8 protein-coding genes are annotated in these 13,119 nt (G+C 69.9%); 2 read left to right on the forward strand and 6 right to left on the reverse strand.

Annotated features, from left to right (window positions below; genetic code table 11):
- The first annotated feature begins 38 nt into the window (after nucleotides 1-38).
- The gene (locus OV208_RS35015) at nucleotides 39-434 is read left to right on the forward strand and encodes a DUF5335 family protein (RefSeq protein WP_267578273.1); all 396 of its coding nucleotides are present in this window, start codon (nucleotides 39-41) and stop codon (nucleotides 432-434) included.
- Nucleotides 435-542: 108 nt separating this feature from the next.
- Here OV208_RS35015 and OV208_RS35020 read toward each other — a convergent pair whose 3' ends face one another.
- The 3 genes from OV208_RS35020 to OV208_RS35030 all read right to left on the reverse strand — a co-directional run bounded on the left by OV208_RS35020 (nucleotide 543) and on the right by OV208_RS35030 (nucleotide 8,299).
- Nucleotides 543-1,361, reverse strand: coding sequence for a matrixin family metalloprotease (locus OV208_RS35020; protein ID WP_267578274.1), 819 nt, complete (start codon nucleotides 1,359-1,361; stop codon nucleotides 543-545).
- A 326-nt stretch (nucleotides 1,362-1,687) separates the two neighbouring features.
- Nucleotides 1,688-3,082 (reverse strand): MBL fold metallo-hydrolase, encoded by a 1,395-nt coding sequence (locus OV208_RS35025; RefSeq protein WP_267578275.1) that lies wholly within the window; start codon nucleotides 3,080-3,082, stop codon nucleotides 1,688-1,690.
- 285 nt (nucleotides 3,083-3,367) lie between these two features.
- Entirely contained in the window at nucleotides 3,368-8,299 is a 4,932-nt protein-coding gene (locus OV208_RS35030; protein WP_267578276.1) for a DNA topoisomerase 3, read from the reverse strand.
- A 328-nt stretch (nucleotides 8,300-8,627) separates the two neighbouring features.
- Between OV208_RS35030 and OV208_RS35035 the strand changes: the two genes are divergently transcribed.
- Entirely contained in the window at nucleotides 8,628-9,086 is a 459-nt protein-coding gene (locus tag OV208_RS35035) for a hypothetical protein (RefSeq protein ID WP_267578277.1), read from the forward strand.
- Nucleotides 9,087-9,134: 48 nt separating this feature from the next.
- Here the strand turns inward: OV208_RS35035 and OV208_RS35040 are convergent, their stop codons facing one another.
- The 3 genes from OV208_RS35040 to OV208_RS35050 form a co-directional block, all read right to left on the reverse strand.
- Nucleotides 9,135-10,487 (reverse strand): NAD(P)/FAD-dependent oxidoreductase, encoded by a 1,353-nt coding sequence (locus OV208_RS35040; protein ID WP_267578278.1) that lies wholly within the window; start codon nucleotides 10,485-10,487, stop codon nucleotides 9,135-9,137.
- A gap of 114 nt (nucleotides 10,488-10,601) precedes the next feature.
- Nucleotides 10,602-11,774 carry an NAD-dependent epimerase/dehydratase family protein gene (locus tag OV208_RS35045; RefSeq protein ID WP_267578279.1) on the reverse strand — a complete coding sequence of 391 codons (1,173 nt, stop codon included), beginning with the start codon at nucleotides 11,772-11,774 and terminating at the stop codon, nucleotides 10,602-10,604.
- Nucleotides 11,771-13,057: an NTP/NDP exchange transporter gene (locus OV208_RS35050; RefSeq protein ID WP_267578280.1), complete on the reverse strand. Its 1,287-nt coding sequence runs from the start codon at nucleotides 13,055-13,057 to the stop codon at nucleotides 11,771-11,773. The genes OV208_RS35045 and OV208_RS35050 overlap by 4 nt, the downstream gene beginning before the upstream one ends.
- Nucleotides 13,058-13,119: the final 62 nt, after the last annotated feature.

The following is a 13,119-nucleotide window of genomic DNA, read 5'->3' on the forward strand; positions in this document are numbered from 1 at the left end:
ACGGTTGAGGCACACGACATCCGCGCGGAGGCGGCTCCATGGCACATCTCAGCAAGGAAATTCCCAGGGACCAGTGGGCGAAGTACCTCGCTGACATCAGCCGGCGGGTGCGCAACGAGCGTGTGCGCGTCGAGTCCATCACCATGGAGTCGCTCAGCCTCGATACCGGGGACCAGGACATTGCCCGGAGCCTGCCGCTGGTGGAGATCTCCCTGGAGCAGAAGGGCAGCGACACCGGCGCGGTGCAGATCATCGCGGGCCATGACGACGACGTCATCACCCACCGGGTGCTCGAACCCGAGCGCATCAGCGCCGAACTGGACGCGGACAGCGGCGCGCTGGAGTGTCTGGAGATCGCCGAACGCGGCAGCGGCAAGCTGCTCATCTTCTTCGAGCGAGCGCTCGACGTGGACGGGCCGTCCATCCGCGCCTGAAGCCAAGCCCCTGGAACGACTCCGGGACCGACAGGAGCGAAGTGGCTCCCACCGGTCCCGGATGCGCGCGGGCATGACACCCGCGCGTGCATCAGCAGCTCACATCGCTCACGGGTACAGCGCGCGGGCGCCCTGCTTGTCCAGGGTGGTCAGCACGAGGTCGCCCGTCTGGGTGCCGTTGCACTGGGGGTAGTGCATGACGGACGCGCGGTCGTAGGTGGTGGTCAGCGCGCGCCACTGGGCGTCCTCGTAGCAGCCGGACGCGGAGGAGCGGGTGTGCTCGTGACGGAAGCCCAGCGTGTGGCCCAGCTCGTGACGCAGGATGCCCGTGAGCGTCCAGGGCGCCAGGTTGCCGAACGCGCTGCTGTCCACGAGGACGTTGCGGCCGGAGCGGGCCGAGTTCGGGAAGAACGCGCGCGCCACGTAGGACTGGCCGCTCACCGGACGGATGTCGAACAGCACGCCCGCCTGGGACGCGGTGCAGGACGCGTCGTACTGGGACAGGTAGGTGAAGTTGACGTTCGCCGTGGCCTCCCAGGCCGCCGTCGCGTTCGCCATGGCGGTGACCATCTTCGCCTTGTTGGTCGTGCCGAAGCTGTTGCTGATGCAGTAGGTCAGGTTCAGCTTCTGGGTGGCGCTCCACTTGATGTCGCCGCCGATGTAGTACACGGCGAGACCGTCCTGCGACTGGCCCAGCTTGGACTCCACGACGTTGTGGAAGTAGGCGGCCAGCTCCTCCTCGGAATCCAGCGCCTCGTCACCGTTGACGATGATCTTCCCGCCCTCCCACGGCTCGCGGACGGCGCTCGCCTTGAACTCCTCCCACGACGGCGTCACTTCGGCTTCCTGCTGCGTCTCCGGACCACCACAGGCAGCACCGAGCAGCGAAACACCGGCCAGCATCGCAACAGAGCGGAACTTGAGCATGGGAACTCTTCCTGGGTCCTACGGGGGAATTTGCGCCGCCACCGCCTGGCCTTCCCGCCAGCCGCGGAAGCCGCGCGCCGGGCCATTGAGCAACTGCCGGGCCAACCGTCCGCCAAGGCCTCTTAGGGGGAGAAAATCCGAAAACGCGGGATACCTGGAGCGACTGCGCTCCAAGCTCCCGCGTTCCCGTTGTCACCCTTCGTGACAGCCTTGTGACCAACCCCCTTGAAGCACTGGGCTTTCCCCGCACTTCTCCCAGTGTCTGAGAAAGAGACAATGGGGTGTCCTGGTTCCGGGCAGTCCCCGCCCTGACTTAAGGGGAATCCCTAGAGAATGGCGCGGCGCACCTTCCAATAGGTTTCCTTGGCCATGCGGAAGGCGCTGGAGTCGGCGGGCAGCAGGGTGCGCAGCAGCTCCGCGGACTGAATCTGGATGGGGCGCACGCAGTGGGCATCCAGTTGGTGGCGCAAGTAGCCCACCATGTCGCGGCTCCGGTATTCGTTGAAGTAGTCGCGCAGCTGCGCGGCGGTGCGGGCCTTGCCGTTGTCCGCGTACTTGGCCACGTAGGGGCTGAAGTCCGGATAGAGGCTGCCCTTGCCGAAGCCGCCGTGGACGGTGGTCTTCATGAAGTTGCCGATGAGCAGGTCGTCGAACACCTGGTACTTCACGGCGGTCATCAGCGAGCCGCGAGGCGCGTCGAAGGTGATGCCCTTGTCGAAGCGGCGCTTGTTGAACTCGATGACGTGTTCCTTGCCGCCCACGCGGAAGCGCAGGAAGTCCATCACCGTGCCCAGGTGTTCGACGGCGCGGAAGTACTGCTCCAGTTGCTTCACCTCGTCCGCGTCCAGGCACTCGCTCCAGTCGTCGCCGTACTCCTTGGGGTTGACCGGCGTGAGCGTGCGCTCCTTGGGGTTGATGGAGACGGAGGAGTCGTTGGTGAAGTCGTGGCGCAGGAAGGCCGGGAGCATCTGGCAGGTGGTGGAGTTGAAGCCCCGGGCGTAGTCGGGGAGCGTGGTGGTGTACTCGGCGGCCCAGAGGCTGTCGGCGCGCTGGTACTTGTGCATGGAGCTGAAGGGGACGAAGTAGCGCACCCCGTACATCTCCGCCTGCCGCGCGATGGTCTGCCCCACGGGCGTCTTCGCCGCCGCGTACGGGAGGATGCGGTTCCCGTCCTCGGTGAAGAAGTTCATCATGTCCGCGTCGCCGTAGCCGGACAGGGCCAGCAGGAAGGTCTCGTCGTATTCCTTGATGACCCGGCGCACGAAGCGGCCCTGGCCCCGGTCCCCGGCGTCGTTGAGGTTGACGATGAGCCGTCCGCCCACCTCCACCAGCAGCACCGCGTCCTGGTTCACGTCCGGCAGGCAGAGCACGCGGATGCGAGACGACAGCCGCGTCCACTGCCGGTCCGCGAGCACCTGGACCTTGAAGCCCGCTTCGCGCAGGTCGTCCCGGATGCGGTTGCCCACGTGGTTGGGCACGAGCAGGGTGCGCTCGCGCAGCTTCTCCAGCGACTCCATGCTCAGGTGGTCGGGGTGGCCGTGGGAGAGCCACACGTAGGCGCAGTCCTTGATGGACTGGCGCTGCTCTTCCGGAATCTCGTGCGACAGCGTCCAACTGCCGAAGTACGCCGTGCCGTCCGTCCAGGGGTCGGTCACCAGCACCGGCCCGTTGTCGTGACAGATGAGTGTGGCGTTCCCAATCGTCTCGAAGCCCAGCTCCATCGTTGCGCGCCCCCTTGAACCCTCACGTCGCCCATGCGCGTGCTGAATGAGAAGGTGGCACCCGGTCCTACGCCCACAAGCTTGGGCAACAAGCTTCACGCCCGGCTGGTCGCTGTCCGCACCTGCGACCCAGGAAAAGCCTTTCCCTTGTCAGGCGGATCCGCGCCCTTCCTCGCCCTGGCCCTTCCCACGCCGAGTCCCCGGCGCCCGTGCGCGGTGCGGCGCGACGCCACGCGCAGGGGACAGGGACGGTGCATGAAACCCGGGTGTCCGGCGGCGGACGCTCTACCGGCGACGGGACACGAGCGAGATGATCTGCGCGCCGTAGCGTTCCGTGAGGGCCGGGCCCACGCCGTGGATGGACAAGAGCTCCGCGCCGCTGGAGGGCCGGGCGCTGGCGATGGCGTCCAGCACCCGGTCGGTGAGGATGCGGAAGGCGGGCACCTTGCGCTTGCGGGCTTCCGTGAGCCGCCAGGCCTTGAGGGACTCCACCAGGGCGGGAGCGGCCTCGGGCGCCGCGTATCCGGCTTCAGGTGTCTGGCGCGACGCGTTCCACGAGGCCCGGGGCCCGGTGGACGGCTCCGGCGAGGTGCGCGCCTTCCAGCTTCGACCCGGGGCGGGTGCGTCAGAGGCGAAGGACTCCTGGGAGAAGTCCGCGTCGGCCCGGTCCCCGCGAGGGGGCTGCCACGGTTCGGCCCGGCTGCTCGTGGCGCGTCGCGTGCCCGTGCTGGCGGCGCGCTTGCCGCGTCCCTTCGGAGAAGCCTCTGCCCCGGCGCCCGCGCGCTTGCGGGGCGCCCGCTTCGAAGCCGCGGGGGTGGCCCGGCCACGACGCTTCTTGGGGGACTCCTCGCGCGCCTGGGGGAGCACCACCTGTCCGGGCGCGATGACGCGCGCGCGGCGGCCCGTGTCCGTCAGCGACAGCCGCTGGAACAGGATGACCTGACCGTCCTTGTCGAAGGAGTCCGAGTCCAGGCGCACCAGCCCGGAGCGCGCCAGGCCCCCCACGAGCCGTTCGAAGTCGCGCCGGTGGAGCGCGTCACCGAACAGCTCCCGGTGGAGCCGGCCGGTGGCCTGACCGTCGCGCGCGTGCAGGGCCTCAAGGATGCGGCCCAGGGCGTGCGCCTCCACCGCGGAGGGCTCCTCGAAGCGCACCACCGCGCACGTCTCCGGAGCGCACACGTCGCACAGGCCACACGCCGCGCCGGAGTCCTGCAGGTCTCCGAAGTGCGCGACGAGGTGCCGCATGCGGCAGCCATGCGCCTCCGCATAGCGGCCCATCTGCTCCAGGTGCAGCTGCTTGCGCTCGCGCTGCGCGATGTACTGCACCGCCCAGCCCGCGCGTCCTCGCCGCACGTCCTCGTCCGGCGTCATCTCCACGCCGCCGTGGATCCACAGCTGTTCGAGCGCCTTGTCGAACACCTCCGGGTCCCCCCTCACGCGGGCCTGGATGGAGCCCTTGGGTTCCAGCTCGTTGGACGTGGCCTGATAGAGGCGCTCCAGGACGGCGGGGTCGGGGTAGTCGCGGCGGTGGAAGAATTCGTGCGTGCGCCGGTCCACGAACGCGTGCAGCAGCACGGCGCGCGAGTCCTTCCCGTCGCGGCCCGCGCGGCCCAGCTCCTGGTAGTAGCCTTCCAGGCTGGCCGGCAGGGCCGCGTGGATGACGGTGCGCACGTCCGCCTTGTCGATGCCCATGCCGAACGCCGTCGTGGCGACGATGACCTCCAGGTGTCCCTTGAGGAAGGCCGCCTGGATGCGGTCGCGGTCCGCGGGCGGGAGGCCCGCGTGGTACGGCGCGGTGTGGAAGTCCGAGGAGAGCAGCTCCGCGTACTGCTCCGCGTGCTTGCGCGTGGACGCGTAGACGATGGCGGGCCGGTGCTCCGGGTTGCGCAGGAGCGTCAGGATGGCGTCGCCGCGAGCCCCTGGGTTCAGCTCCCGCACTTCGATGGCGATGTTGGTGCGGCGGAAGCCGTGGATGAAGGTGTGCGCGGCGCCGCCCGTGGAGCCGCGCAGCCCCAGTTGCTGGACGATGTCGCGCTGCACGTCCGGCGTCGCGGTGGCGGTGAGCGCCACCACGGGCGCGGGCCGCAGCAAGGGCAGGCGCGAGCCCAGGAGCCGATAGTCCGGACGGAAGTCATGGCCCCACTGCGAGATGCAGTGCGCTTCGTCGATGGCGATGAGCGAGGGCGTGCGCCGGGCCAGGAATTCGCCGAAGCCGGGGACGCCCAGACGCTCGGGCGCGATGAAGAGGAAGTCCAGGCGACCTTCCAGGTATTCGGCGCACACCTGCCGGGAAGCGGCCCGGTCGCGTCCGGAGTGGATGCGGTCCGCCGCGAACCCCAGCGACTGGAGCCGCAGCACCTGGTCCTCCATCAGCGCGATGAGCGGGCTGACGACGAGCGTCGTCCCCGCACGCGCCAGGCCCGGCAACTGGTAGCACAGCGACTTGCCCGCGCCCGTGGGCATCACCAGCAGCAGGTCCTCGCCGGACGTGGCCGCGCGACACACTTCTTCTTGGTACGGCCGGAAGTCGGAGAAGCCGAAGGCCTGCTTCAGCAGGCCCCGAAGCTGGTTCGGCGGCGTGGGCGCGCGAGACACCCGCTCCGGCCGTCCGCTCCCCATGTTCACGCCCTGCGGCTGACGACGGGCCCGGCCGAAGCCCTCGGACGACGCCTGCACGAACGCGGTCCGCACCTCCGCGGAGGGAATCAGGGGAGGAGGTTCCTGCATCCGGAGCGCTGCGCCCCGTGAGTCCGGAGATGCGCCACCGACGGCACCGCGCGACAGGCTGGAGCCTGGAGAGACGGCATCGCGCGGCAAGCCAGCGCCTGGAGAAGCGGCATCGCGCAGGGAGCCCGGCCCTTCGCGCTCGACACCGGAGCGGGCTTCGAACGTACCGCGTGTGGAGGCCGCACCCGCGACGGCCTCAGCCTCTCGCGCACGGAAGAGATTCTCGACGGCCCCCTGTGAGGGATGCTGTCGGGCTGCCTCGAACCGCCCGTTCACGGGAGCCAGTCCGGTCCCCAGCGGAGGGCTACCGCCAGCGCGCCCGTTCGCGGAAGCCGCTGCGCTTCCGTGCGATGCAGCACCGCCAGAGCGCCCGGCATCAGCCGCCCGGGAGAAGTCCTGCGCGGAGCCATCACCGGGTGACGGGGCCCGAGCACCGCCAGCGTGCACCGGAGTCGGAGGCAGCGACGACGGCGCCTGTCCCACGACCTCGCGCACGTACGCCTCGATACCGCTCAGGAACGAATCCAGTTCGCCCTGCCCACGCTCGATGCGCTGGAGCCACGCTTCCCACTGGCCCGTCATGACCGGGGACTTCACGTCCGGGTGCACCACCTGGATGAGGTGGATGCCCTTGTCCGTGGCCTCCAGCCGCTTGCCCTGACGAATGAGGTACTCGCGCTCCAGCAGCACTTCGATGATGGACGCGCGCGTGGCGGGCGTGCCCAGCCCCGTGTCGCGCATGGCGTCCGCCAGTTCCTTCTCGTCCAGGGTGCGCCCAGCCGACTCCATCGCCGTCAGGAGCGTCGCGTCCGTGAAGCGCGGCGGCGGGCGCGTGCGCTTCTTCACCGCCTCCACGTCCTCCACCGTCTGCGCCTGTCCGCGCAGGAGCCCCGGCGGCAGGTCCTGAGGCTCGTCGTCCGGCTCGTCGTCCTTGTCCTCGCCCTTCTTGCCTTCGGCGCGGGGACGCGGCGCCTTCTGCCCGCCGCCCACGTCCAACACCTTCCATCCCACGCGCTCCACCTGCGTGCCCGCGCTGTGGAAGCGATCCACCACGGCCCCGGTGTCCGCCTTCGACGTCACCGCGGTGATGACCGTGGTCACCTTCCAGACGTGGTCATCGTGCCACGCCTGGAGCACCCGCCGGCACACGAGGTCGTAGAGGCGCTGCTCGTCCGGCGACAGCCGCATGCCGGAAGGCGACGTGGGCGTGGGGATGATGGCGTGGTGGTCCGTCACCTTCGCGTCGTCCACGTAGCGCTTGCCCAGGGGCCGCTCACCCGTGCCCGGCGCCAGGTCCTCCGCGTAGGGCGCCTGGATGGCGCGCACCACCTCTGGCAGCGTTTCCGCCACCGACTCCGACAGGTGCTTGCTGGCGGTGCGCGGATAGCTCAAGAGCTTGTGCTTCTCATAGAGCGCCTGCGCGACCTCCAGAGTGCGCTGCGCGCTGAAGCCGAAGAGGCGGTTGGCGTGACGCTGCAGCTCCGTCAGGTCGTAGAGCAGCGGCGGCGGCATCCGCTTCGTCTCCGCGTCCAGCGACTCCACCGCCGCGAGCCCGCCCCGCACCCGGTCGATGATGCGGCCCGCCTCGACGCCGTCCACGTCCAGACGCCGCGCCTCGCGCACGCTGTCGAAGCCCGGGGGAATCACCGGCTTGCCGTCCGGCCCTGAACGGAACCACGTGCCCTGGTAGCGAGTCCCGGCCGCCGCGCCCTTGCCGCGCGGGGCGAAGGTGGCCACAAGCTCCAGGTAGTCCCGGGGCACGAATTCGCGGATGGCCAGCTCGCGCTCCACCACCATGGCCAGCGTGGGCGTCTGCACGCGGCCCACGGACAGCATGCTGCCGTAGGTCCCACTCGCGAGCGTGTAGAGGCGCGACAGGTTCATGCCGACGAGCCAGTCCGCGCGGCTGCGGCCCATGGCGGCGTCGGCCAGCGGCGCGTAGGCCCGGCCGTCCTTCAGTTTCTGGAACCCATCGAGGATGGCGCGTTCGGTGAGCGACGACACCCACAGCCGCCGCACCGGCTTGCGGCACCCGGCGGCGTCGTAGATGTAGCGGAAGATGAGTTCGCCTTCGCGGCCCGCGTCGGTGGCGCACACCACCGCGGACACCTCCGGCGCGTTCATCACGCGGCGGACCACCTCGAACTGGTCCTTCGTCTGCGGCGACACCACCAGCGGCCAGTCCTGCGGCAGCATGGGCAGGTGCGAGCGGTGCCAGCGCTTCCACTCGGGCTTGATTTCATGCGGCTGGGCCAGCCCCACCAGGTGCCCCAGGGCCCACGTCACGACGTAGCCGTTGCCGCGCAGACAGCCTTCGCCGCGCTCGGTGGCGCCCAGCACCCGGGCGATGTCGCGCGCCACGGCCGGCTTCTCCGCCACCACGGCGAGGATGGAGCCCCGCCCACCGCGAGCCGTCGTTGCGTTCGCGCCACCGTCCCGCGCCACCGTGCTGTCCCATCCGGGCGACTCGCCCATTGCGTCCCACCTCATGGCCTGTCCCCTCCACCCCTGCCCGCCCACCTGCAGGGTCGGGCACCCCGCGCTCCACGGCCCTACCCTGCCTTATCGCGGCAGGCTGACATGGCCAGGGCCCGCGTGTCCCCCTCCGTAACGCCCGCAGGCCCGGCGAGCAGCCGGAAGGTGCGACGCCGTCCGTGCACGGAGGAGCGGATCCAGGGAAATCCCCCGGCTTTGCGCCACGCCAACCCCTACGCTCCGTATCCTGGAGCGGAGCGATTGAACCTCCTGCGTCATTCCGGAACGAGAAGACCCGTCCCTCGTGAGGCCACACCCGAGGTACGGAAAAGAGGCGGGAACGATGAGCAGCGACAGGCTCAAGCTGGAGCTTTTTTCTGACGAGGACGGGACGGCGGAGCTCCAGGTGAGCGTCCGCGCCGGGGCCTTCTCGGGAGAGAGCAGCGCATGGTTCGGCATGGAGCAGCTCCGGGCCTTTGCCTCGGCGCTGACCGCCTTCCCCCTGGGCGAGGAGGCGCGGCGTGGCATCGTGGGCGGAACGTGGGCCTTCCAGGAGCCCAACAAGCTCGAGCAGGTCTTCGTCGCGATCTCCGCGTACCCCATCAATACCCGAGGGGGCCTGGGCGTCCGGACCCGGGTCGCGACCCGCACGGACCGCTACGAGCGCCCGGAGTCGGTCAATACCGCGGAAGTGGAGCTCAAGACGACCTACAGCGCACTCGCCCGCTTCCTGGCGCAGTTCGCGCTGCTGCTCGACTGCAGGGCCCAGGAAGCCGTCCTGCTGACGGACGAAACCACCTGAGCCATCCCCCCGGGGTCGCCACCGGGAGGCCCTGCTTTCGCCAGAAGCTCAGTGCACCGGCGCGGGCCGCGGCATGGGCAACTCCGGGAGCGGCGCCGCCACGGGCACGGAAGGCCCAGCGTCCAACACGGGCATCCGGTTCGCCACCTTCCCGGTGATGAGCCGCATGTCCCGGCCACCCTTGGTCAAGAACGTGTAGCCCCAGTTCAGCATCACCGACAGGCGGTTGCGGAAGCCAATCAGGTAGGCGATGTGCACGCCCGCCCAGACGAGCCACGCGGGCGTCCCGTGCATCTTCCACTTGTCGAAGAGCATCCCCACCGCGTAGCCCCGGCCGATGACCGCGAAGTTGCCCTTGTCGTGGTAGCGGAACGCCCGGAGCGGCTTGTGCGCCAGCCGGTTCCGCACCGTCTTCGCCACGTGCCGCCCCATCTGCATCGCCGCCGGCGCGATGCCCGGCACCGGCTTGCCGTGCTGCGCCACCGCCGCCACGTCGCCAATCACATACACGTCGTCATGGCCCGGCACCGTGAGCAGCGGCCCCACCTTCACCCGCCCCGCGCGGTCCAGGGGCACATCCAGCGAGCGCACCAGCGGGGATGCCGCCACGCCCGCGCCCCACAGCACCGTGCGCGTGGGGATGCGCTCCCCGCCCACGTTGACGCCCTCCGCGTCCACGGCCGTCACCATCGCCCCGGTGCGCACCTCCACGTGCAGCCGCTCCAAGTCGCGCTTCGCTTCCTCGGACAATTCCTCCGGATAGGCCGTCAGCACCCGGGGCAACCCCTCCAGGAGGATGACCCGCGCCTGCCGCGTGTCGATGCGCCGGAAGTCCTTCGGCAGCGAGTGCCGCGTCATGTACGCGAGCGCCCCTGCCAGTTCCACGCCCGTGGGCCCCGCGCCGATGATGACGAACGTCAGCCACTCACTCCGGCGCACGGGGTCGGACTCGCGCTCCGCGGCCTCGAAGGCCGTCAGCACGCGCTCGCGGATGCGCACCGCGTCCTCCAGCGTCTTCAGGCCGGGCGCCACCTGCGCCCACTCCGGATGCTTGAAGTACGAGTGCGCCGCACCCGTCGCAACCACCAACGAGTCGTACGCAATCTCCCCGCCTCCAACGACCAGCACCTTGCGGCGGGCATCCACCGACTTCGCCTCCGCCAGCATCACCTCCGTGTTGCGCGCCTCGAGCACGCTGCGGATGGGCGCGGAGATGTCCGCCGGATTCAGCACCGCCGTCGCCACCTGGTACAGGAGCGGCTGGAAGAGGTGGTGGTTGTAGCGGTCCACCACCGTCACCCGCACATCACGTGCCTTGCCCAGGGCCTTCGCGGCCTCCAGCCCGCCAAAGCCCGCCCCGACGATGACCACGTGGTGCCTGCTGTCCTGGTCGCGTTCCATGGCGGAAAAGGTGCGACCTCATGACGCGTTCGGCCAGCATCCCCGGGACGCGCTCGCCGCCCAGGCACCGCCTGGTCGCACGGATACCCGGCGACCAGGCTTTGCCGTCCGGGGCTACTCCGCCGCCTTGGCGGTGCCCGTGCCCTTCGCCTGGTGCCACGCCGCGAGCATCTCGCGCTCGCGGTCCGCGGGGATGCCCGCGCGCTGCTTGTCCTGACGCTCCGGAGGCAGGGTGCGGAACCACGTCAGCGTGTCGCGCACCGTGTCCGCCAGGGGCCGGATGGTGAGGCCCGCCTGGACGGCGCGCTCGATGCTCACGCGGCCAAGACCACCCTCCGCGCCCGTGCGCGCCGCCCAGATGGGGATCTCCGCGATGGGCATCAGCTTCTGCTGCTCCAGGAAGGGGGTCTCCACCCAGGTGAAGCGCGCGTCGCTGCCCGTCACCTCGCGAACGCTTTCCAGGAAGGAGCGCATCTTGATGGGCTTCGTGGGGCCCGTGACGTTGAAGACGCCCATCGTGCGGCGCTCCACGTTCCGGATGATGAAGGCGGCCAGGTCGCGCGCGTCGATGAACTGCACCGGATCCTCGCCGTCACCCGGGGCCAGCACCTCTCCGCCGCGCGCCACCCGCAGCGGCCAGTAGGTGAAGCGGTCCGACCCGTCGTCCGGCCCCACGATGTAGCCGGGGCGGATGTTGAGCGCGCGGCCCGGGAAGGCGGCCTCCGCGGCCTGCTCGCAGAGCGCCTTGAAGGCCCCGTAGCTCTGCTCGGTGATCTCCTCCTTCGCCGAGGGATCGATGGTGGCCACCGGGGCCGTCTCATCCAGGTTCGACTTCGTCAGCTCCTTGTAGACGGAGATGCTGGAGATGAAGACGTACTGGCCCACGTTGGGCGCCAGCAGGTCCGCGGACGCCTTCACGATGCGCGGGTAGTAGCCGGACGTGTCGATGACGACGTCCCACTTGCGGCCCTCGAGCGCCTTGAGGCCCTCGCCCTTGGTCGGGTCGCGGTCGCCCTGGAGCTTCTCCACGTTCGGGAAGAGGCCGGGGTTGGACTTGCCGCGGTTGAAGAGCGTGAGGGTGTGGCCGCGCTCCTGGGCCCGCTCCACCAACGCGGGACCCAGGAAGCGGGTGCCGCCCAGGATGAGGATGCTCAGGGGCTTGCCCTTGGGCTCTTCCGCCTCCGGGCCAGGCGCCGGCCCCGCCTTGGGGGTCGTCGCACAGCCCAGGGTCTGGGCCACGCCCAACGCAGCCGCTGCTTGAATCACGCCTCTTCGGGTCAACTTCATGCGGTGGTTCCTCCGGAAAGGGTCGTCTGTGCAACTGCTTCAGGGGCGCGCACGCGCTGCTGCCGCGCCAGGTACAGGGACACCGCGAGCCACAGCGCCGCCATGGGGACCGCGACCAGCGACAGGCCCGTCATCCCCATGCCCATCGCGGTGAGGCCGCCCTGCAGCCACGAGCTCACCGTGTCGCTGCCGCGGTACACCACCGTGTCGATGAAGCTCTTCGACTTGTAGCGGGCCTCGCGGTCCACCGTGGTGAAGAGGATTTCGCGCGACGGGCGCTCCAGCGCGTAGTGACTGGCCCCCCGAAGCGACTTCACGCCGATGAGCACCGCGAGCACCGGCGCGAACGCGAGCACGCCAAAGCCCAACATGGTGAGCACCGGCGGCACCGCCATGGCCACGCCCAGGCCCAACTTCGAAATCACCCGCCCGGTGACCATCGTCTGCAAGCCCAGCGTCAGCACCTGCACCCAGAAGTCGATGTCCGCGAACGCCGCCGTGCGCGCCGCCGCGTCCTTCGCCATCCCCGCCACCAGTTGCACCTCCTGGTAGTACAGGAACGTGGAGGTGGCCGCGTACAGGAGCACCTGGAGCCCCAGCGCGAGCAGGAACGGCGAGGTCACCAACAGCCGCAGCCCCGCGAGCATCCCGCCGCCCACCGGGCCCTCCCGCGTCGCGGGCTGGTGCTGGACATCCCGCGCCCAGCGGCCCAGGCGCTTCACGCACTGCGCGCTCACCTCCAGCATCACCGCGGACAGGAGGATGAGGTTCACCGGGCCCACGCCCTCCGCCAGCCGCCCCACCAGGAACGGACCGACGATCATGCCCGTGGTGCCACCCGCGGCGATGAAGCCGAAGAGCCGCTTGCCCTGGTCGCTGGCGAACACGTCCGCCATGAAGCTCCAGAAGATGGAGACGACGAACAGGTTGTAGACGCTCAGCCAGACGTAGAAGGCCCGCGCCACGCCCTCCTTCGCCACGCCGAACTTCAGCAGCACGAAGAAGGCCAGCAGGTTGAGCAGGAAGAAGCGGTAGACGCGCGGCACGACGACGCGCCGGGGGTAGCGCGCCACCAGCATGGAGAACGCCGGCACCGCCAGCAGCATCACGACGAACGTCACCGTGAAGAGCCAGGGCAGGTGCTTCACGTCCCCCGCCGTGCCCATCTCGTTGCGGATGGGCCGCAGGATGGCGTAGCCGCACATCAGCGTGAAGAAGTAGATGAACGAGCCGAGGACCGCCCCCACCTCCTCGTCCCGGACATCCACGAAGCGCTTGAGCATGATGGCGGCGGCCTCAACGGCGGTTCTGGCAGGGTATTCCCAACCTGCCCTGCTGGGGAGGA

Source organism: Corallococcus sp. bb12-1, assembly GCF_026626765.1.
GTDB lineage: Bacteria > Myxococcota > Myxococcia > Myxococcales > Myxococcaceae > Corallococcus > Corallococcus terminator.

Excerpts from the sequence above, each read along its gene's own strand:
- OV208_RS35040 (WP_267578278.1), bottom strand. The coding sequence starts at position 10,487 with ATGGAACGCGACCAGGACAGCAGGCACCACGTGGTCATCGTCGGGGCG.
- OV208_RS35035 (WP_267578277.1), top strand. The coding sequence starts at position 8,628 with ATGAGCAGCGACAGGCTCAAGCTGGAGCTTTTTTCTGACGAGGACGGG.
- OV208_RS35050 (WP_267578280.1), bottom strand. The coding sequence starts at position 13,057 with ATGCTCAAGCGCTTCGTGGATGTCCGGGACGAGGAGGTGGGGGCGGTC.
- OV208_RS35020 (WP_267578274.1), bottom strand. The coding sequence starts at position 1,361 with ATGCTCAAGTTCCGCTCTGTTGCGATGCTGGCCGGTGTTTCGCTGCTC.
- OV208_RS35045 (WP_267578279.1), bottom strand. The coding sequence starts at position 11,774 with ATGAAGTTGACCCGAAGAGGCGTGATTCAAGCAGCGGCTGCGTTGGGC.
- OV208_RS35025 (WP_267578275.1), bottom strand. The coding sequence starts at position 3,082 with ATGGAGCTGGGCTTCGAGACGATTGGGAACGCCACACTCATCTGTCAC.
- OV208_RS35030 (WP_267578276.1), bottom strand. The coding sequence starts at position 8,299 with ATGAGGTGGGACGCAATGGGCGAGTCGCCCGGATGGGACAGCACGGTG.
- OV208_RS35015 (WP_267578273.1), top strand. The coding sequence starts at position 39 with ATGGCACATCTCAGCAAGGAAATTCCCAGGGACCAGTGGGCGAAGTAC.